Source organism: Candidatus Protofrankia datiscae (genome assembly GCF_000177615.2).
GTDB lineage: Bacteria > Actinomycetota > Actinomycetes > Frankiales > Frankiaceae > Protofrankia > Protofrankia coriariae.
On sequence record NC_015656.1, the window covers coordinates 4,086,622 to 4,107,106 of the forward strand.

General features: G+C 73.5%; 18 protein-coding genes. All 18 read right to left on the reverse strand.

Annotation, left to right across the window (positions count from 1 at the left end; all coding sequences use genetic code 11):
* Positions 1–60 precede the first annotated feature (60 nt).
* The 18 genes from FSYMDG_RS26905 to FSYMDG_RS17175 all read right to left on the reverse strand — a co-directional run bounded on the left by FSYMDG_RS26905 (position 61) and on the right by FSYMDG_RS17175 (position 19,960).
* Entirely contained in the window at positions 61–243 is a 183-nt protein-coding gene (locus FSYMDG_RS26905) for a hypothetical protein (RefSeq protein WP_165001450.1), read from the reverse strand.
* Positions 243–2,591: a hypothetical protein gene (locus FSYMDG_RS17100; protein WP_013874643.1), complete on the reverse strand. Its 2,349-nt coding sequence runs from the start codon at positions 2,589–2,591 to the stop codon at positions 243–245. Before FSYMDG_RS17100 ends, FSYMDG_RS26905 begins: the two co-directional genes overlap by 1 nt.
* Positions 2,591–3,991, reverse strand: coding sequence for a hypothetical protein (locus FSYMDG_RS17105; protein WP_013874644.1), 1,401 nt, complete (start codon positions 3,989–3,991; stop codon positions 2,591–2,593). Before FSYMDG_RS17105 ends, FSYMDG_RS17100 begins: the two co-directional genes overlap by 1 nt.
* Entirely contained in the window at positions 3,988–4,458 is a 471-nt protein-coding gene (locus FSYMDG_RS17110; protein WP_013874645.1) for a hypothetical protein, read from the reverse strand. The genes FSYMDG_RS17105 and FSYMDG_RS17110 overlap by 4 nt, the downstream gene beginning before the upstream one ends.
* Entirely contained in the window at positions 4,455–6,353 is a 1,899-nt protein-coding gene (locus FSYMDG_RS17115) for a hypothetical protein (RefSeq protein WP_013874646.1), read from the reverse strand. The genes FSYMDG_RS17110 and FSYMDG_RS17115 overlap by 4 nt, the downstream gene beginning before the upstream one ends.
* Positions 6,337–6,981 (reverse strand): hypothetical protein, encoded by a 645-nt coding sequence (locus FSYMDG_RS17120; protein ID WP_013874647.1) that lies wholly within the window; start codon positions 6,979–6,981, stop codon positions 6,337–6,339. The genes FSYMDG_RS17115 and FSYMDG_RS17120 overlap by 17 nt, the downstream gene beginning before the upstream one ends.
* Positions 6,978–7,463 (reverse strand): hypothetical protein, encoded by a 486-nt coding sequence (locus FSYMDG_RS25395; RefSeq protein WP_013874648.1) that lies wholly within the window; start codon positions 7,461–7,463, stop codon positions 6,978–6,980. Before FSYMDG_RS25395 ends, FSYMDG_RS17120 begins: the two co-directional genes overlap by 4 nt.
* Positions 7,460–8,917 carry a polymorphic toxin type 4 domain-containing protein gene (locus tag FSYMDG_RS17130; RefSeq protein ID WP_013874649.1) on the reverse strand — a complete coding sequence of 486 codons (1,458 nt, stop codon included), beginning with the start codon at positions 8,915–8,917 and terminating at the stop codon, positions 7,460–7,462. Before FSYMDG_RS17130 ends, FSYMDG_RS25395 begins: the two co-directional genes overlap by 4 nt.
* Positions 8,918–8,939: 22 nt before the next feature.
* On the reverse strand, positions 8,940–11,858 hold the full coding sequence (locus FSYMDG_RS17135; RefSeq protein WP_013874650.1) for a hypothetical protein: 2,919 nt from the start codon (positions 11,856–11,858) through the stop codon (positions 8,940–8,942).
* Positions 11,859–11,958: 100 nt separating this feature from the next.
* Positions 11,959–12,273, reverse strand: coding sequence for a hypothetical protein (locus FSYMDG_RS17140; protein ID WP_013874651.1), 315 nt, complete (start codon positions 12,271–12,273; stop codon positions 11,959–11,961).
* A complete protein-coding gene (locus FSYMDG_RS17145) occupies positions 12,273–12,722 on the reverse strand; it encodes a hypothetical protein (protein ID WP_013874652.1) in 450 nt (149 codons plus the stop codon). Before FSYMDG_RS17145 ends, FSYMDG_RS17140 begins: the two co-directional genes overlap by 1 nt.
* A 130-nt stretch (positions 12,723–12,852) precedes the next feature.
* Positions 12,853–14,049, reverse strand: coding sequence for a hypothetical protein (locus tag FSYMDG_RS17150; protein ID WP_013874653.1), 1,197 nt, complete (start codon positions 14,047–14,049; stop codon positions 12,853–12,855).
* 22 nt (positions 14,050–14,071) lie between these two features.
* Positions 14,072–14,962, reverse strand: coding sequence for a hypothetical protein (locus FSYMDG_RS17155; RefSeq protein WP_013874654.1), 891 nt, complete (start codon positions 14,960–14,962; stop codon positions 14,072–14,074).
* Positions 14,959–15,246 carry a hypothetical protein gene (locus FSYMDG_RS26385; protein ID WP_013874655.1) on the reverse strand — a complete coding sequence of 96 codons (288 nt, stop codon included), beginning with the start codon at positions 15,244–15,246 and terminating at the stop codon, positions 14,959–14,961. Before FSYMDG_RS26385 ends, FSYMDG_RS17155 begins: the two co-directional genes overlap by 4 nt.
* Before the next feature lie 718 nt (positions 15,247–15,964).
* Positions 15,965–16,810, reverse strand: coding sequence for a hypothetical protein (locus FSYMDG_RS17160; protein WP_013874657.1), 846 nt, complete (start codon positions 16,808–16,810; stop codon positions 15,965–15,967).
* A 226-nt stretch (positions 16,811–17,036) separates the two neighbouring features.
* Positions 17,037–17,747 (reverse strand): TetR/AcrR family transcriptional regulator, encoded by a 711-nt coding sequence (locus FSYMDG_RS17165; protein ID WP_013874658.1) that lies wholly within the window; start codon positions 17,745–17,747, stop codon positions 17,037–17,039.
* Between the two features lie 30 nt (positions 17,748–17,777).
* Positions 17,778–18,539: a 3-hydroxyacyl-CoA dehydrogenase gene (locus FSYMDG_RS17170; protein ID WP_013874659.1), complete on the reverse strand. Its 762-nt coding sequence runs from the start codon at positions 18,537–18,539 to the stop codon at positions 17,778–17,780.
* A 254-nt stretch (positions 18,540–18,793) separates the two neighbouring features.
* Positions 18,794–19,960 (reverse strand): thiolase family protein, encoded by a 1,167-nt coding sequence (locus tag FSYMDG_RS17175; protein WP_013874660.1) that lies wholly within the window; start codon positions 19,958–19,960, stop codon positions 18,794–18,796.
* Positions 19,961–20,485: the final 525 nt, after the last annotated feature.

Below are 20,485 nucleotides of genomic sequence, written 5' to 3' on the forward strand. Positions count from 1 at the left end.
CGGCGGACGACGTTCTTCTCGGGTGCGGACGGCGGTCGGTGCGTGATCGTCCAGCCCGGCTCAGCCGGGCGGCCCGTACCGCTCGGTGCCGACGGCGCGGCGGCGGCGGAACCGGGTGTACCCGCGGGAGACCCGGCCGGAGAGGAACTGCGGCGGCCCGCCGTCCGGCGAAACATGGTCGCGCCGGAGCTGGAAGGTGTTGATCTCCACCCCGAGCGGGCACAGCTCCTCAAGGAGGTTCATCACGTAGCCGTACTGGTCGAGGTCGAGGACCGCGCCGTCGGGCAGCTCGACCCGGACCTCGTACGGGTCGGCCGCGCCGCGCCGGACGTACGCGACACACACGACGAGCGCGACGCCCGGCCGGGTGCCGACGAGCTCCGCCCGGCCGCCGAGCCCGCGGCGGATCTCCAGCGGCGCGGGAGCCCAGCGCAACGGCCGGCGCAGCCGCGGCCCGCCCTGGCGGAACGACCAGTCGAACGCCTCCGGGTCGAGCCGCGACAGCCCGAGGATCCCGCCACCGGGGATCCCGCCACCGAGGGCGTCGGCCGGCCGCTCGAGAAGCGGCGGCCTGGGCGCTGACGGGTCCGGCGGGGGGAACGGGGTGACGTACCAGCGGTATGCGGCGGGCGCGGGCTCGCCCGGCCGGTTCGACCCGCCGGGCAGCGTCGAGACGGACGCGAGCACGAGCACGTCGGTGCCGTCCGGATGCGGCAGCACCCGCACGGCGTGGAAGCCGGCCGCGGTGAGCGCCGCGAGGTCGGCGACAAGCGCCTGCCGGGCCGCGGCCACCGCCGGGCCGTCCGGCGCGAGGCCCTCAGGTGCGGGTCGACGACGACGCCGAGGAGCAGGTCCGCGTCGTACGCCTCCCGGACCCGCGCGGCGAACTGGTCGGCGGCCGCGGGGACGAGCCCGTCGCCGACGAGCGGTCGCAGCGCCTCGGGGATACCCGGGACGCCGGTCGCGATCTGTTCGAGGAGGGCGTCGAGGGTCGCCGGGGTGAGGGCGTCCGGGGGCGACCCGCCGTGTGCGAGGTTCGGCGCGGCCCTGGCCCACGCCTCGTCGACGAGGACGTTGCGGCCAGACCCACCGCCGTGGATCCGCGCGGTGTAGCTGGCCGACGCGCCGGCCTCGAGCACGCCGGGGCCTTCGATGACGAGCCCCTGCGACGGCAGTGACGTCAGGTGCAGCGAGCCGTCCTCGAGCGGGGTGGCGTCGAGGCCCGCCGCGGCGAACAGCCAGCGCGCGGCCGGGTCGTCGGCGCGGTCGCGGACCCGCGCGCCGAGGACGGCGCCGACGACGTCCGGCGGCCCGGCCAGCCCCGGGTCGATGCCGGCCGCGGCGGACTGCTGGGCGTCGCGGGCCGCGGCCACCGCGGCGTCCACCCGGGCCGGGTCGAGCGGGTCGACGGCGACCCCGAGCCCGAGGTCGAGCCGCGGGTCGACGTCCTCGGTCATCGCCGAGCGCAGGGTGAGCGCGCCGGATCCGGTGAGCGTCTCCAGGACGCGCACCGCCCGCGCGAGGGACGTCGCGACGACGGCGGCGAGGTAGCGCCGCTCGGTGACCGGCTGGGCCCGGTCGAGGTTGGCGCGCAGCACCTGCCGGACCTCGAGCAGCCGGGTCCGGGTGGCGTCCGGCAGCCGGGCCGCCGGCGGCGTCTCAAGGTCGAGGAGCAGCCCGGCGCGGGCGAGTTCGCCGAACCGTCGCCGCCATCCGCCGCCGGCCCCGCCGGGTGGGACGACCTCGACCATCCGCACCGCGACGGCGAGCCGGTCGACCTCGTCGACGATCCGGAACCGGGCGTCGACCCCGACCGCCGACGGCAGGCCGGTGTTCGGGCCGCCGTCCGCGGAGCCGTCCGGGACGCCGTTGAGGGCCTGTTCGAAGCCGGCCGGGGTGGCCAGCCGCCAGGACGTCACCATCCGCAGCCGGGCGCGGTAGGCGTCGTCGTCCTCGCCGGCGAACCGGGGGACGCCGTGGTCGGCGCCGGTCCGGTCGAGCGCGCCGGAGCGCGCGAGCGAGACGTGCCGGGATGCCGCGATCTCGCGGGCGACGGCGGCGATCCGCTGCTTCTCCGCGGTGAGCAGGTATACGGTCCGGGCCAGCCGGCCCTCGACGACGACCGTCTCGACGAGGCCGGCGGCGGCCGCGGCGGCGAGGTCCGTGCCGGCGGCCGCCGCGGCGAGCGCGGTCGACGGGTCGTGCGCCGCAGGCCCGTCGACGACACGGACGGTGACCGTGAGGCGCAGCGGCCCCACAGTGTCCTGCCCGTCCTGCCCGTCCTGCCCGTCCGGACCTCCGGGCAGGTCGGGGACGAGGAGCGGCAGCAGCGATCCGGCCGCCGACCACGCGGTGAACACGGCCGGCGGCGTGGCCGGCACACCGTCGCGGCGGACGACGACCGCCCGCCGCTCGAGTGGCACCCGGAGCCGGACGAGGACCGCGGGCGCCCGCGTCGCCGGGACGTCGACGACGCCGTCGACGAGCGGGACGCCGTGCGCCCCGGCGGCCGCGGCGTACGGCGGGGTGAGCAGGTCGAGGGCGGCGCGCAGGCCCGCGGCCTCGACCGGCCGGTCGCTGCCCCGGCTCATCACGCCACCACGACGTCGGACGGGTCGGTGACCAGCACCGGCACTTCGGCGGGCCCGATCGTCACGTCCTCGCCGACGCCGAACTCCTGGACGCCGTACGGCTGACCGGCGCCGAGGACGGCGTCGGTCAGCCGGGGCGGGTAGCGCAGCAGGCGCAGGTCGCGGGCGTCGGCGACGCCCGGCTCGTTCATCACCGCCCACATCGCCTCGCTGTACCGGACCGGCTCGCCGATCCGCAGCCGGCCGACGTAGCGCCGGATCCGGTCGACGATCCGGCCGACGAGCGCGGTGGTGCCGGCCGACGTCCCGGTGTCGGACGCCGCGAGACCGTCCAGCGAGAGCCGGACCCGCAGGCCGACCCCGACCTGGAGCGCCTGCTCGATGGACGGCGCGATGCCGATCGGCCGGACCGTGTCGACGGCCTGGCGCACCCGGTCGGCGAGCTGGCCGGGCCCGTCCCAGACGACGGACTCGTCGGGGGCGACGAGAACCGTGACGTAGTAGGGGTTCCCGAGGCTGCGCTGCTCGCTGAAGAGCCGCTCCGCGAAGGAGAAGTTGCCGTAGATCGACTGGTTGACGTCGAGGCCGCCGTAGAGGTCCCTGACGAGGACCTGCCGGACCCCGGGGACGAGCGACACCGCGACCCGCAGGGCGTCCGGCGTCCACAGCGTGCGCGGGTAGGCGAGCAGCAGGTCCCGGTAGGTCTCGTCGGACCAGGTGAGGCTGCCGCCCGCAAGCTTTTCACCGTGGGTGATCGTCAGCGTCCCGGCGGTGACGAGCGCGGCCGCGCCCGACGTCCTGGCGTCCGCCGGGTCGAAGGCGTCGATGCGGCCCGGGGTGTCGCCGTCGACCTGTGCCGCCGGGTCGAGGTCGCCGCCCGGGCCGGGCTCGAACGCGGTGACCGCTGCGGTCACGCTCCGGGTCACACCGTCGAGCCGGACCGGGTCGGCGAGGAACACCGACGTGCCGCCGCGGGACCGCAGCCGGCTGCCGCGCGGCAGCGTGAGCTGTGGGACCTCCGGCGGCAGGTCGCCGGCCAGCGCGAGCCTGACGGTGCCGGTCGCGCGGTGGAACGGGCGGGTCAGGCCGAGCTCGGCGCCGAGCCGGGACAGCGCCTCCCCGGTGGCCGTCGAGACGAAGGAGTCGTCGAAGACGAGGCCGAGGTGGCTCCACATCCGGGCGTCCTCGACGCTGACGAGCTCCAGCAGGGTGCGCAGCACGCTGCCGGAGGTCAGGTCGACGTCGGCGCCGAAGAGCGCCCGGGCGAGGGCGATCTTCTCGTCGAGGATGCGCCCGACCGGCTTGGGCACGAAGCCGGCCGCGGTCACGCCGTGGTCGAGGCCGCTCGCAGTACTGCGGGCGAGCGCGTCGAGGTCCGTGCCGGTCGTCGGGTCGGTCATCCGAGGTCCACCTCTCCGAGGGTCATGGGTACGTCGGTGCCGAGGACGGTCCGCACCGTGGCGCGCACGACCTGGCGCCGGCTGGCATCGAGCGGCTCGAGGGTGACGTCCACGACGTCCACGACCCGCGCGTCGGCGAGCAGGGTCCGCACGACGGCGACGCGCAGCAGCTGGTCGCGCAGCAGCGGCCCGAGGGCGAGCGCGAGCACCCGCAGGCCGTCGAACCCGAAGCCGACGTCGAACGGGTCGCTGCCGACCGGGGTGAGCAGGGCGACCGCGAGATCCTGGGCGAGGTTGTCCGGGCCTTCGACGAGCCGTGGCCCGCCGGCCCCCCACGCCAGGTCCACCGCGGGCTGCCCGCCCGGGACGGGAACGAGCGCGAGGCCCCGGCCGAGAACAGCCCGGCCGAGGACGGCCCGGGCACCGGCGCTGTCGGGCGGCGCGGTCACGCCCGGGTCGGCGCTCAAGCCGTCCCCTTGTTCACCTCGACGCCGGTCTTCACCGTCATGACAACCTTCTCTCCGTTGAGCCGGATCTCCTTGTCGGTGGAGATCGTGATGTTGCCGTCGGCGTCGATGGAGATCGACGCGTTGCCCTTCTTCGTCTTCACGGTGAGGACGCCGGCGGCGGGGGTGTCGGGGCGTTTGCCCACATTCGGCATCGAGTCCTCGCCGACGGTGAGCTCGAAGCCGAGGACGTTGACGACGCGGGCGCCCTTGGCGTCGACGAGGTCGCTCGCCACCCTGCCGTCCGGCGCCGGTGCGGCGCTCCTGCCGTCCGGTGCCGGTGTGACGTCCTCCCCGTCCGTTGCCGGGGCGACGTTCGTCGGCAGGGTGAGCCACCAGTCGCCGGCCTGGCTGCTCGGCTCGGACCCCTCGTCCCACACGCAGCCCGCGACGACCGCGTTGCGCGGGTCGCCGTCGTGGTTGAGCTGCACGACCCGGGTGCCCGGGTAGTGCGGGACGACGAGCCCGGTGCCGCCGTAGGCGAAGGGTGTGACGTAGGGCTTGTTCGTGAGGCGGGTCGCGGGCGAGTCGAGCCTGCCGCGGACGGCGACGTTCGGCGGGGCGGCCTGGGCGAGGCCGTCGTCGAGATCGAGCCGCTGGGCGTGCCGCCGCTCCGAGGCCGCGACGGACTGCGCGGTGACGATGCCGGCGTCCACGGCACGGCGCGACCGGGCCATCGTGCCGATCCGGGCGTCGATCGTCTCGGCGACCCGGTGCGCCTCGGTGGTGGGCCCGGGCTGCTTCGCGGCCGCGCCGACGCCCTCGACGCGCAGTTTCGTCGTGAAGCCGGTGGTGCGGCCGAGGGTGTGCGTCACCGAGACGACCCGGAAGTCGCGGGGTTTCGCCTGGGTGGGCGGGGCGAGCAGGCCGACGATCGGGGCCGCGAGCGCGGCGGCGCCACCGAGGGCGCCGACGACGGAGTCGGCGAGGCCCGCCGCCGCCTTCTTCTTCACCACCTCCGGGAGGCGGATCGTGACGGCGTCCCCCACCTTGATGCCCGGGCGGCCGAGGAGCACGACGTCCCAGGCGTCGGCGGTGGAGGTGGCGAACGGGTCGTCCCTGGCCGGGTCGTCGTGCTCGTACGGCGCCGGGGTCGCGTCGACGAGACCGGTCGCGGTGTCCAGGGGGTGGTTGTTCGCGCCGGTGAGCCTGGTGGTCCAGGTGCCGACGTGCACCGTCCCGTCGCGCAGCAGGACGGGGATCCGGCCGTGCGGGGCGTCCGGGAAGGCGCTCCGGGCGAGCGCCTGGACGGCGTCCGCGATCCGGTCCCCGGCGCGCAGCTCGGTCCGGCCGTCGATCGTCGGGTGGTTCCCCTCCGCGACGACGGTGACCGCGGGTGTGAGCGAGCCGAGCAGGGCACGCAGCCAGTCCACGACGGTCCCCTGGGCGGGCAGCGGGGTGCCGGAGACGAAGGAGCGCTGCAGCCGCGCCCACGTGGAGTCGACGCCGCTGAACCGGGTGCGGTAGCGGACGTCGCCCGCGGTCCGTTCGAGCGCGGTGATCCGGCCGGCCAGGACGGCCGTCAGGGTCGACGTCCGGGCCGGGCCGAGGCCCACGGCGGTGAGCACGCCGGCGCCGGCGGAGAGGAACGAGCCCGGGGTGTCCCGCCAGCCGAGCGCGATCTCGACCTCGGGGTACGGGCCGCCGAGGATCGCGTCGACGTCCTGCCCGCTCATCCCGTCGACCGTCACGGTGAACGTGGGCGCGCTCCACGTGCTCTCGAAGACGACCTGGATCTCCGCGTCGTACCCGGAGCGGTCGACGCTGACCGGGGGTTTGCTGCCGGCCGCGGCCGACGCGGCCCGGAAGTCCAGCCGCCAGCCGGCGTCGAAGCCGACGTCAGACGAGCCCGGCATAGGGATCCTCCTCCCGGACGGACGGCCCGTCGCCGGGCTGTCCGGTAGCGAGCCGCCCGGCGACGGACTGCCCGGCGATGGATCGTTCGGCCGCGGGCGCCGCGGCGAGGGTGCGCCAGCCGACGGACAGCCGGGCGCCGGTGGGCCCGGCGGCGACGAGCGCCCCGGCGGTGACGGTCACCTCGTCGACGAGCAGGTGGCCGCGCAGCCGGCCGGCGTCGAGGACGGCGACCGGCCGCCCCGGGCGCGGCGGGACGGCGGCGAGCACCCGGCGCCCGGCGACGACGAGGACGACGACCCGCACCTCGGCGCCGGACAGGGTGGGCCCGGGCGGCGCGGTGAGCGCCGCGGCCGCGACGGACCGTGCGAGCTCCGGGAGGTCCCGCGCCGCGACGGACCCGGGGCCCGGACGGCGTTCGAGGCAGGCGGCCGACGTCCACACGGTGCGGTCCGGGGCGGCGCCGAGGAGCGCCGCGAGGTCGCCGGCCACGGCGACGACAACGGCCCGCAGGTCGCCGTCCGGCGCCGGCAGCCCGGCCGCGGCCGGCAGGCCGCCGGCGGCGTCGAGCGGCAGCGCGAGAAAGCCCGCGGGGAGGACAGGGAGGGTGGGCAAAGCGGGCAGGGTCATGTCAGGAACTCCACGGCGGAGAGCACGGCGGTCGCGCCGAGGTCGACGAGCGCGTCGAGGGGGCCGGGCTTCGGGACGTGCCGCAACGTCACGCTCACCTCGATACAGTCGATCCGCTGCGCGGCGGCGGTGAAGGACAGCTCGGTGACCTGCATGTGGGTGCGGGTGACGAGGGTGCTGACCAGGGTGATGCCGTCCGGGAGGAACCCGAGCGACGCCCCGGTCCGGCTCGCCGCGGCGACGGTCTCGAGGTCCTTCTTCCACAGCAGCCGCTGCGGCCCGACGAGCAGCGCGGACAGCGAGACGGTGTCGATCGACGCCGTCGTCGCCGCCCGGAACGCCGCGGCCCCCACGGGGGGCAGCACGTACGACTCGCTGAGCGACATTCGGCTCACCGCGAAGAGCGGGACGGCGAGCGGCAGCGCGAGCAGTGTCGCCGACGGCAGGTGCAGGAACTCCTCGACGAAGGACCGGTCGCTCATCGGGTGCCCGCCAGCGGGACGTCGGCGGGCCAGTACCCGTCGAGGCTGCCGTGATGGGTGGCCGACCAGCTCCCGTCGGGGCTGACGGTGATGTCGAAGCGGATCGGCTCCCGGCCCTCGCGCGGGATCTCGTAGTGCACCGACTCCAGGACGTCGACCACCTCGGTGGCCCCGTCCCGCAACGGGATGGCCAGGCGTCGGCCCTTCGCCCGGGCGGTCAGCGGGACGTCCGCGCCGAGCCCGTGCGCGCGGCGCAGCGCGTCCTCGAACCCCCTGTTCTGGACGAGCTGGTTGACGCCCTCGGGGGCGAGCATGATCCCCTCGACGAGCTCGGTGCCGAAGCCCGGGCCGACGAGGTGCGCGCGCTGCCACCGCTCGAGGAGCTTCGCGAGCCGGGTGGCAAGCCGCGGCGGCACGGTCTTCAGGGCGGCGATCTGCGCGGGGCTCAGCTGCGCCCTTTCCAACCCGGCGCGGGCGATCGGCTCCCGCAGCGAGCCCTCGGCGATGACGTCGAGGCCGCCGAGCCGCAGCTCGTCGAGCAGTTGCGCGCGGGGCAGGTCGGCGATGGACGGGGTGGCTGCGAGCCGGGTCCGGATCCCCTCCGCCCGCGCCGTGGCCTCGGCGCTCGCGCCGACCCGCGATGCCGCTCCCGGGTGCGGTGTTCCTGGCGGCGCCGCTCCTGGCGGCAGGGCCCGCCCGGGCAGGACGTCGCCGTGGACGACGACGTCGAAGTCGCCGGCCGCCTGCCGCAGCGCCTCGTTCGCGCTCGCCCACTCCCGCTGGAGCCGGGCGGCTGCCTCGGCCGCCGAGGCGGCGTCCCGGCCGGGGTTGCGGCGGTACGCCTCGAGCGCGCGCAGCAGCCGTTCCATCGCCGGGGCCAGCGCCTTCGGGTCGCTGACGACGTACGAGACGCCGCGTTCCGGAACCGTCCGTCCCGCCGCCCAGGCCGCGAGCGTCTGGCGGGCCTGTGACCGCACCTCCTCCCCGAGCGACAGCGCGCCGCGCAACGGGACCACGGGAGCGGGCCCGGTTCTCGGCAGCGCGTCCGCGACCGCGTGGCTGAGCGCTTCGTCGTGCTCGGCGATCTGGCGCTTCACCGCGTCCTCGAAGCGCATCAGATCCTCCGTGGCGTCCGCGATGACCGCCAGGTCCGCCTCGCGCAGCGGGCGTTCGCGCAGCGTCGCCGGCGCCCCACCGGTCCGCCTGGTGGCCTCGACGTCCCCCAGGATCCGTCCGAGGGCTCGGTTGAGGCTGTCGAGCGCCCCCTGGGTGCGACGCTCGTGGGCGCGGGCGACGGAGAGCAGGACGATCTGAAGAATCTCGTCGGCGGTACGGCCGTCCCCGCGGTCGCGGTAGAGGATCTCGAGCGCCTCGCGCAGCCGTGTCATCGTCGGCGCCTGCTCGCGGGCGAGCCGCGCGAGCCCGGGCCGCAGGGATTCGGCACTGATCGTCATGGTGTGCCTCCGGCACTGATCGTCACGGTGTGCCTCCGGTGGCGAGCGGGCCGAGCGCGGCGTCGACCTCGGCGGCGGTGCCGTGCTCCTGTGCCTGGCGGCGGATCCACGGCACGAGGACGGGTGTGATGACGTGCGGCAGCAGTTCGTTCATCACCGCGACGACGGCCGCCTCGTGCACGGCCTGGCGCACGGCGTGCTGGATCATCTCCTCGGTGAGGCCCTTGAGGACGCGTTCGCGGACCTCCGCCGCGGCGAGCCGGACGGCGGTCCGCGCGCCCTGCTTCTCCGCGACCCTGAGCCCTTCGAGAGCGGCGGATGTCAACGTCCGCGCGCCCTTGCCGACCGCGGCGGCGTCGAAGACGGAGAACGCGACGGAGATCGCGGCCATCAGCTGGTCGAGCTGGACGTCCTGCCAGTGCTGGAAGAGTTCGGGGTCCTCCAGCGCGTGGTAGAGGTCGGTCTCCCGCTGGGCGTCGAGGACGTCGTGGACGGCGAAACCGATGCTGACCGCGCCCGTGATCGCGGCGGCGGCGACGGCTCCCAGCGGTGCGCAGAACAGGCCGAGGAGGATGATCCCGAAGGTGGACGCGAACTGAAGGAGCTTGTCCCTGGCCGCCTTGTGGTCGATGGCCTGGTCGACCCCGGCCGCGTAGAGCCGCAGCCCGTGGACCTCGGGCGCGAGGACGTCGTCCGCGAGCTGGTGGATGCCCTGGAGCGTGTACCGCAGCCCCCGCCAGTCCCGGCCCCCCTCGCGTTCGGCGTACTTCGACGCCGCCAGCGCGAAGTGGGCCCCGTCTTGGAGATCGGTCGCCTCGCCGGTCATCCGCTCGTTCGCGGCGAGCATGTCCGCGAGCAGCGTGCGCAGGTACCGCTCGAGGTAGCCGCGGTCGAGCTCGCGGCGGAAGGCGATCGTCTGCAGGTCCGGCACCTGGTAGAAGAGCGGGTCGCTCATGTTGAGCAGCCGCCGGCGCTGGTTGATCGTCTCCCGTAGCTGGTCGGCGGTCCAGGCGCGGCCGTCGTGGACGGCGACCCGCTCGCCGCCGCGTTCCTCGACGCGGTCGTCGCCGACGAGGTCGAGGATGCGGCGCGGGGTGCTCTCGATCGGCGCGGGCAGCTCGTAGTAGTCGTCCCGGGTGCGCCGGACCCGGTGGATCGAGAGGATCTCGCGGACCGTCCCGGCGGACCGGCCGACGGACCCGGCGTACTCGATCGCCCGAAGCAGCACCGTCGGCCACAGGACGAGGTCACCGAGTTTTTCGATCTTGCTGCCGATGTCCTCGACGAGGGCGTCGAAGTTCTGCTTCCGCTGCCGGGCCGTGATGCCCGCGCGCGAGCTGCGCAGCTGCTGGAGCATGATCGACCGGCAGGTCTCGGCGAAGACGTTCTCGTAGCCGAAGCGGAGCGCGTCCGCGAGGTCGCCGATGAACCGGATCGCCCAGCCGGCGGCGTTCGGCGGGTCGCCGTCGGCGATCCCGACGAGCCGGGCGTTGGCGGCGTCGAGGTAGGTCGAGACAACGTCCCCCGCGAAGATGTCGACCTCGCGGGCCAGGCCGGCGAGCCGGCGCAGCCAGTGCAGCTCCGGCGTCGGCGACGGCGTGAGGTGGACGAAGCCGTTGTTGCCGGTGGCGTCCGGGCGCACGGTCACTTCGGTCGTCGCGCCGGACGCGATGCTCGCGGCGGCGACGCCCCTGGCCCGGCCGCTGATCGCGGTGGCGCAGTGCAGCGCGAACATGCCGGCGTACCCGCACTCGGGAATGGCGAGCGCGGCGGCGAGCGCACGCATCCGGCCGACGAGGTTGCGGGTGTCGACAAGGTCGGACAGCTTCGGCTCGACGAGGTAGGAACGGCAGACGAGCGGTGCCCTGAGCGCTTCCGGCGCCCCGGGCCAGGCACGCCGGGTCCCGGTGTCGGACCGCGGGATGTCGGCGACGTCGAGGGCCGACGGCTCGTCGTCGGGCGGGACGACGTCGTCCCGCGCGGTGGGGCTGCCCTGCTCGCCCGGCGCGGCGATGTAGCCGACTCCCGCGCCGCCGCCGGCCTTCAGCAGGGCCTCGGGGAACGGCTGGCGCGCGAAGACGATGGGAATCGTGTCCGCCCCCTCACCGAAGGACAGTTCGCCCTGCCCGGTGCCGAGCCCGGAGGGCAGTGACGCGGTCCTGGGGCTGTTCGCGAAGAAGACGATCCCGCCGTACTCGCCGCCGCTGTCGACTGTCATGACATGCCGGTAGCGGCCGGGCAGCGGCATGCCGTCGGCGCCGACGGCGTCGACCCGGGTGAGGAACAGGAAGCGGAGGAACGCCCCGCTCGTCGTCCGGATGAAGCCGTGGTATCCGGGAAGCTCCCGGTCGAGCGCCGGCCCACCGTGCCGGTAGAGGTGCCACCGCCAGGCGATCCGAACGGCCTCCTCGACGCTTACGGCAACCCCGGCCGGCGGCAGCCACGGCTCCCGCCGGTTCGCGTCGTCCCGCAGCGGCACCCGGGTCGTCCCGCCGTCGAAGAACGGGATCTCGTAGGTCGTGCCGGTCGGCGTGTACCGGATCCGGGACGGGTCGAACGGCTCGGCGGGCGGGTCGTCCACCCGCGCCGGGCCGCGGGCCGTGGCTCGGGAACGGAAACCGGCGCGGGCCGCGCCGTCGGTCGCGCCCCGCTCGGCCGCCGCGAGCAGCGTCTCGGGGACCCGCGGGCCGGCTTCGGACGGGGCCGCGCCGACGGCGACGGTCGTCACGTCACCCGGCCGGATGCCGAGCACCGACAGCGGGAAGCGCGCGCAGGCGGCGGCGACGGCGTCCGCGACCCCGGCCCGGACCGCCTCCGCGGACACCCAGCCCGTGGCGTCCGGGGTGACCCGGACGCTGACCGGCAGGCGCAGCCGGGGACCGTACGCGCTCGCCGTCCCGTCCGTCGCAGGCCGCCTCGACCGTTCGGTCGGTGCCGTCATCGTCGTCTCCTCCTTTCCGCGTTCCCGTAGTCCCCATGTCCCCGCGTCCGTGCCGTCCGTGCCGTCCGTCCGGCTGGGCCGGACGGTGCCGGTTGCCCGGTCAGCCCAGCGCCCGGGCGGCGAGCGCTTCCCGCAGCCGGCGGAGCGCGAGCTCCGCGGCCGCCTCGGTGATCTCCTCGACGGTCGGGCCGATCTCGACCGTCACCGGGATCTCGAGCACGACGCCGGGCGGCGCGGCACCCTGGCCGGGCCGCACGACGGCCGCACCGTCACCCTCCGCGGTCACCGTCTCGCCGCGGCGGACGAGGGCGATGCCGGTCCGTTCCACGCGGCCGCCGAGCGGGTCGGCGCCGGTGTCGTCCCGCGCGAGCGCGTCCGGGTCGACCCGCCCCCAGCCCTCCACATGCCCTTCCATCAGGCGGTGAACGTCGGCCGGGCGATGGCCGGACCGTTCTTCGGGGTGACGTCGACGTGCCGGCTGATACCGGAGAACGTCGCCACCGGGGCGCCGCTGACGGTCGCGTTCGACGGGGACGCCGACGTGATGAGGCACTTCGTCAGCACGAGCGTCGAGAAGTCCCACTCGTCGGCGCTGCCGGTCTGCTTGTACAGGCCGATGGAGAACTCCCTGCCCTCGAGGGCCAGCTGGGTGAGCCTCGCCGAGGCCCCGCCGATCGCCTTGACGGACAACGAGAACGTGAAGCTGTCGGGGTTGGCGATCCAGCCGACGTGGGTCGCCTCGATCGAGTGCACGACCTCGGTGTTGAGCGCGAACGTCGGTGAGAAGGAGTCGATCGGCGTCAGCGGGTGCGCGGTGTCACCGTCGACGACCACCGCCAACCGGGTCTTGGTCCACGTGGCCATCGGTGCTGCCTTTCGGTCGTGAGCCCACCGGCGGGCCCGTCGGCTCGGGGAGGGCTCGGTCGATGCGTCCGGAGGAACGCGGTCAGGCGGTCAGGCGGTCAGGCGGTCAGGCGGTCAGACGGTCAGACGGTCAGACGGTCAGCGCGAGCTTGATGTCGAGGAAGTGGACGGAGCCGGCGTACGCCACCGTGACGATGACGTCGACCGCCCGGCTGGTCCTGGTCGACGTCAGCACCGTCTTCGCTCCGGGTGAGCGGTCCGCCTCCTCGGTCTCGAGGATCGGCAGCACCGGGATGTCGACGGTGTAGCCGTCGATGACCCGGGCCGACCGCAGCGGTTCGAGGATCGCGTCGAACCTGCCGCGCAGGCCCTCCATGCCGAGCCGGTCGATGCGGACGTTCCCGATCGCGCCGATGAGGCCGCCCCTGAGCCGGAACTCGAGGTCGTCGAGGACGCGGACGACGTCGACGTACAGGCGCGACGGGTCGACCGGGTTGTACGAGCGCCCGGAGCCGAGGAAGACCCCCTCGCCGGCGATGTACTCCGGGTCGAGGAGCGGAAGTATCGCCTTCTCGGCGAGCTGGGCGACCTCGGTGCCGGTGAACTGCTGCGGCAGCGGGATCTCGACGCCGGCAACCTGCTTGAGCAGCACGCTGATGTGCGGCTGGTACCCCGCGATCGTCGCCATCGCGCACGCCGCGACGTCGCTGACCGGGACGCCACCGGCCGTCGCCACCCGCGCGGCGACGAGCACCAGCCGGCCCTCGCCGTTCTTCAGCCCGCCGTACGCGGCGTCCGCGGCGTCCGCGAACGTCTGGCCGTTGCCCACCGCCAGGTCGGGGTCGACCATCGCGACGCCGATCCGCCTGGCGCCGGCGCCGCTGGCGTTCTCGACATGGGTCTTCAGCAGTGCGAGCGTTGCCGGGTCGGTGACCCGGGCGAGGCTGACCAGCTGGACCGGCGCGGTCGCGATCGTCGCAAGTGCCGCCGCCCAGTTCGGGCCACCGCCCGAGTCGTCGGTCGCGACCGCGTACACCCGGGACGCGCCCGGGCGCTGTAGGAGCACCTCCCGTATCGACCGGTAGAGCGGGCCGGCGGCCTGCCCCTTGTTCGCGATCGCCCCGGTGGTCTGGTCGACGTCCGCGAAGAGGGTGCGGGCCTCGGCCTCGCTGCCGACCAGGACCGGTGTGTTCGGCACGGCGGTGCCGAAGCCGCCGGCCGACCCGACGACGGCGACGTTGCCGAAGGCGCGGGTCGCCGTCGGCTGCAGGCCGCTGGTGTCGATCGTGACCTTGACGTACGGGTACTCGGCGGTGGGGACGCTCATGGTTCTCCTTCGAGGCCGGCGGTCAGATCACGACCGGGACGATCCCGCTGCTGCGCAGCCGGGAGGTGAGCTCGGACAGCCGGCTCGCGCGGCGGGCCGCGTCGTCGGCGGGCCGCTCGCCCGCGACGACCGGCAGGTCCGCGTCGTCGAGCGCGGCCGCGGGGAAGATCACGAGGCCGGGGCGACCCTCTCGGACGGTGACACCGGGCGGGCGGGCCGGCGGGTCCGCGACGGCGTCGAGCCCGAGGCGGGCCGCCGCGAGCGTCGCCACCGCGTCGAGCAGGCCGGTGCCGAGGTCCTCGACGGCGTGGGCGAGGATGGTGAGCCGGTAGGGCCGCTCGACGTCGGCGCCGGTCGCGTCGCTGACGAGCGTGAGGACGAGTCGGCTCGTCTGCCGGGCCGGGCCGAAGGCGTCCCGGACGGCGTCGAGGGTGGTCAGGCCGCGGCGCCGGAGCACCTGCGCCACCGCGTCCCGGGGGGCGTCGGTGACGTGCGCGGCGATCGCGTCGAGCGCCGCGTCGAGGTCGACCGCGGCCTCGATCTGTGCCTGCAGCCCGGTGAGCGGCTCGACCTCGACCGCCGTGACGTCGGTCCGGACGCCGCGCGTCGCCGCGGTCACCGTGACGTCGAGGACGGCGTGCACCGTCGGCGCGGCCGCGGACTGCCACGAGCCGGTCACCTGCCATTCCTGTCCGCCGCCGAGGGGCCGGGCCGTCACGGTGACCGGCAGCTCCGGCGCGAGTGCCGGGGCGAGCGCGACGAGGCGTGCGCTCACCCCCGAAACGTCGCCGACGGCGAGGTCGTCGAAGTCGTATGCCGCGTCGAGGAGCGCCCGGCCCGTCCTCGGCGGCAGGAGCGCGCCGAGTTCGGCGGCGTCGAGGAAACGCAGCAGCGTCCGGTCGGTGAACCTCATACCGGCATCGGCCCCGAGGGGAGTCCCCGCCCGACGAACTCGTTCTCCGCCGCACGGACATCCGGTAATTCGGGACAAATAACCAGCGGGCCAGAGCCAGCGCCAGCGTTCGTCCGTGAGGGCACCGACACCAACTGGCCGATCTCCCGGTCACGTAGCGCGGGAGCCTGGCTCACGATCGATTCGCCGGGCGCCCGGGCGGGCTTCTCGTCGCGCCGCGGGGAGTTCCCCCCGTCGCGCAGGACCTCGACGTTCCACCAGGTCACAGGGTAAGCCGATGTCATGGGGACCCTCCGCAGCGGAACGCCATGTGGGAGCGGAGCGCATGACACCACGGCCAGTGACCCCGTAGCTGTTCCTGTCGTCAACGCGACCGCCGCAGGCGAGCAGAAGACCCCAAATCCGAAGACAGGCATCAACAAGGGGTGAATCACCCGGATTCGACGGCAGCGCCATTTTTCCGCGAGGCCGAAGCTGATACGGCCGGCGGAATCAGCTGGTCATGGCGACGCATGATTTTCCCAGCAGTTCGCTGAAGGCCCCCGGTAGCTTTCGTCAGCTTCTGCCAGCTTCGCCCGTCCCAGCGCCCGCCGCCGGTCCTCCGTTCATCCGTTCATCCGTTGAACGAAACCGGGACGGCTACAGGCACGTCCGGGGAATTCGCGATACCGAGAAGAAAGGCCGCGAGCACGGCAGGTCTTTCCATTACGACAACAGCGGTCCGAGCACCGAGATGGATCAACCATTCAGGCAGGACGGGGAACGCCCCGCCGGACGCGTACGCCTTGGGCAGGGCCGAAATTCCGGCAGGTAGCAAGCTCGTCACACAGGCGACTCCGCCAGGGCAGATCAGTTCTGCGGTAGTAACTCTGACGATGCCGGTCTCGTCAGGCCCGGAGGGGCGCTGACCCGGGCCGGGCCCCTCCGGGCGGTGGACGCGGTCACACCACGGCCAGGTCACCCACGGCCAGGTCACCCACGGTCAGGTCACCCACGGTCAGGTCACACCAGCAGTGCGCGCTCGCGTGGCGGGACGGGCAGGCCGTCGGGCTCGGCGATCCCGCGGGGCCGAGGAAGGAACTTCGACGCGCCGTGGATGGCCAGCACGCAGAGGCCGATCGTGAGGAAGGTCGCGGCCCACACGAGCCCGCGGGAGAAGTCCTCGCCGTCCAGGTGCAGCGCGATGATGACGGGGCTGCCGATGCCGAAGTTCGCCCCGAACATCGTGACCGGGAAGGCGGCGAACAGCGAGGTCAGACCCCACGGGCTGGAGACGCGCCGCCAGATCTGCACGGCCAGGACCGTGAACAGGACCGTCTGGGTGCCCTCGAGCACGCCGATCACGGCCGGGTAGTTCCAGATCCGCAGCTCGTAGGGGCCGTAGTAGGTGTAGACGTCGACGCCGGTACCGATCGTCTCGAAGACGCACGAGGTGAGGATCTCCGCCCCCCAGATCGCGAACAGCCCCTTGTGGCTCAGACGGCCCTCGTACATCCGCCGCCCCGCGTACAGCGCGACGGCGGCGTACAGGATGATGTAGCCGCTGTGTGACCAGTTGGGCTGCACGACCCCGAAGGCGCTGAAGTGCGACCACATCGCGCCGGGGTGGCCGGCGCTGTCCGCGTCGAAGAACCACAGGTCGAAGGCGACGTCGTACAGCGGCTCGGCGAACGCCCCGACGCCCGCCGCGAGCAGCGCGCAGAGATAGAACGGCGTCCGCTCCCTGCGCCACAGATAGATCGCGACCGCGATCATACCGAGTACGAGGGCCCAGCTCACCCAGGTGAAGATCGACTGCCAGAGCAGATCGAGTTCGTGTGACACCACGTCCTGCGGCATGCGTCCCAACGAGGACCTCCTTAGCCGGAGCCGTTACGGCCATCACAAATATGACGACCGTCACTCCGGACGTTAAGAGGCGTCACGGGAGCGAAGCCTCCCCCGGAGGGATGCACTCCCTCCACCAGCCGAGGGAAAACAAAGGGGCCGCAGCCAGCCCCGACGAACATCCAGGACCCCACCAGGCGACGCGGGTCGCATTTTACGTCGATCTCCGCGACTGGGGTTTCCCCGGTCACCGGAAAGCGTTGCGGGTGCCGGTGACCGCCCGCGGGCGGCCGCGCTGGGCGCCGGCCGGCGGGCCCGGCCCGAGGGTGCGGTCACCGGTGTGGCCGACCGTGCTCAGGCAGAGCAGGACGTAGCGTTCGGCGATCGCCTCCGGCGGCAGCGGCCCGTCCGGGGAGTACCAGGTGGCCACGCTCTGGCACATGGTCAGGACCGCCCGGCTGGCGTCGGCCGGGATGGGGGTGGTGAAGGCCCCCTGGGCGACACCCGCCTCGACCGCGTCGAGCAACATGTGCTCCAGATAGTCACGCAGCGCGATATACCGGGCCCGGTTCTCCGGTTCGAGACTACGGATCTCGGTGTCGAGGAAGGCCAGCCCACGGCGGTTGGTCATGTAGAGCACGACGCACTCGACCATGGCCGAGAAGCGGGCCACCGGTTCGTCGCCGGCCTCGGCCACCGCGGCCCGGCAGCGGTCGAGAACGTCGCGGATGGAGGTCTCGATCAGGGTGACCAGCAGGACCTGCTTGTTTTCGTAGTGGTAGTACAGCGCCGGGACGGTCACCCCGACCCGGCGGGCGATGTCGCGTACCGACGTGCCGTGGTAGCCGTGCTCGTTGAACGCCTCCATGGCGTGCCTGAGCACCGGGTGCAGGTTCAGCGGCGGGTATTCGCGCCACCGCTTCGCGGCACCGGCGGCCGCATCCGGTGCCGTGTTCACGCGGGACTCCTCAAGGAATCACCAGGGCAGTCATCGGGGGGCCATGCGGATGGCGCCGTCCAGGCGGATGACCTCACCGTTGAGCATGGGATTGTCCACGATGTGCTGGACGAGGGCAGCGTACTCCTCGGGACGGCCGAGCCGGCTGGGGTGCGGTACCTGCGCACCCAGGGAGTTACGGGCCTCCTCCGGCAGCGTGGCCAGCATCGGGGTCTCGAACAGGCCGGGGGCGATGGTGACCACCCGGATCTGCCTGCCCGCGAGGTCGCGGGCGACAGGCAGGGTCAGGCCGACGACGCCGCCCTTGGACGCGGAGTAGGCGGCCTGGCCGATCTGGCCGTCGTAGGCGGCCACCGACGCGGTGTTGACGATGACACCGCGTTCGCCGTCGACGGGGTCGTGGGCGGCGATGCGGGCGGCGGCCAGCCGGATGACGTTGAAGGTGCCGATCAGGTTGATCTGGACGACGCGGGCGAACAGCTCCAGCGGGAGCGGGCCGTCCTTGCCCAGCACCCGGCCCGGGGTACCGACGCCGGCGCAGTTGACCGCGACGCGTATCGGCCCGAGTCGCCCGGCGGTGTCGAGGGCGGCGGTGACGTCCTGTTCGCTGGTGACGTCGGCGGGGGTGAAGACGGCGCGGTCCCCGAGCTTGGCGGCCACGGCCGCGCCGTCGGAGGACGGCAGGTCCGCCAGGGCGACGAACGCGCCGGCGTCCAGCAGCCGGTGCGCGGTGGCCAGGCCCAGACCGGAGGCCCCGCCGGTGATGAACGCGACACTGCCTTCGATGTTCACGGAGCTTTCCTCCCACAGAGTGCGGTCTTTCCCTGGCGTGCCGGTGGGCCTGCCGCCCACCGGCACGAAAGAAACGTGATCGCGACGCTTGCGCCCCCGGTAGCCCTTCGTTCTCCCGGCAGCGTTCCATTCGCCTACAGGCGTTTACAGGCGTTTACAGGCGTTTACAGGCGTTTACAGGCGTTTACAGGCGTTTACAGGCGTTTACAGGCGTTTACAGGCGTTTACAGGCGTTTACAGGCGTTTACAGGCGTTTACAGGCGTTCGATGATGGTGGCGTTGGCCATCCCACCGCCTTCGCACATGGTCTGCAGACCGTACCGGCCGCCGGTCGCCTCGAGATGGTTGACCAGGGTGGCGAGCAGCCGGACGCCGGAGGCGCCCAGGGCGTGGCCGAGCGCGATCGCGCCGCCGCGGGGGTTCAGCCGCTCCGGGTCGGCGGCCAGCTCGCGCTGCCACACCAGCGGGACGGGCGCGAACGCCTCGTTGACCTCGTAGGCGTCGATGTCGTCGATGGACAGCCCGGCGCGGGCGAGGATCTTCTGCGTGGCCGGGATGACGCCGGTGAGCATCAGCACCGGGTCCGAACCGGTGACGGCGAAGGCGTGGAACCGGGCCCGGGGACGCAGGCCCAGCCGGTCGGCGGCCCGGGCGCTGACGATCAGGGTGGCCGAGGCCGCGTCGGTGAGCGGGGAGGAGTTGCCCGGGGTGATGTGCCAGCCGATCTCCGGGAAGCGCGCCGCCGAGGGGACGCCGAGGAAGGCCGGCTTCAGCCCGGCCAGCCCCGCCACGGTGGTGCCGGGACGGACGGTCTCGTCCACCCGGTGGTCGCCCACGGGCACGATCTCCCGGTCGAAACCGCCGCCGGCGGCGGTGGCCGCGGCCAACTGGTGGGAACGGGCCGAGAAGGCGTCCAGTTCCTGGCGTTCCAGCTTCCAGCGGGCGGCGATCAGTTCGGCGGACACCCCCTGCGGGACCAGGCCCTCGGGGTAGCGCTGGCCCAGCAGCGTCCCGGTGGTGTCCTGCCCCTGAGCCGGGTAGCCCATCGGCACCCGGCTCATCGACTCCACACCGCAGGCGATGACCACGTCGTAGGCGCCCGCGAGCACGCCCTGGGCGGCGAAGTGCACCGCCTGCTGACTGGAGCCGCACTGACGGTCGACGGTGGTACCGGGCACCGACTCGGGCAGCCCGGCAGCGAGCAGCGCGCTACGGGTGATGTTGACCGCCTGCTCGCCGGCCTGCGAGACGCAGCCGCCGATGACGTCGTCGACCAGGGCGGGGTCGAGGCCGGTGCGTTCGATGAGCGCCTGGAGCACGCCCGCGAGCAGGTCCACCGGGTGAACGGCGGACAGCGCCCCGCCCGGCTTGCCCTTACCGGACGCGGTCCGTACCACATCGACGATCACAGCGTCGCTCATCCTGCGCTCCTTTCACCGGTCGGGGCGACCCGTTCGCTGTCGCCCCTCCCCTGGACCTTCACGATCCCTCACGCAAACCACGATCATTTATTTATCGATCGATAAACAGGCACGCTAGGCTCCGACGGCCGCGTTCGTCAAGCTGCGGCGATCCCGGTACCAGTAGCCAAGATATGCCTGCTGAACAGCTAGAAGGCATGATCGAAATAAACGTGCGGAAGTTTTCTGGCCGCAGCGGATTGGCCCTCCACTCCGCCGGTCCTACCGTCCACCTCCGCCTTTTTAGCGATCGGTAAACAAGATTTTTCTGTTCCGATCGAACACCCCGACCGAGGAGTTCCACGGTGGAGCGCACGCTCTACGGGCAGGACCACGAGGACTTCCGAGCCGTCGCCCGGAAGTTCGTCGCCCGCGAGGCCATCCCCCACCAGCAGCGCTGGGACGAGGAGTAAAGCCACCACGTTGCCGTTCCGCGACCAGAAACGCTTCGAGACGTGATGTCGCGACCGACGCTCGGGCCTTGTT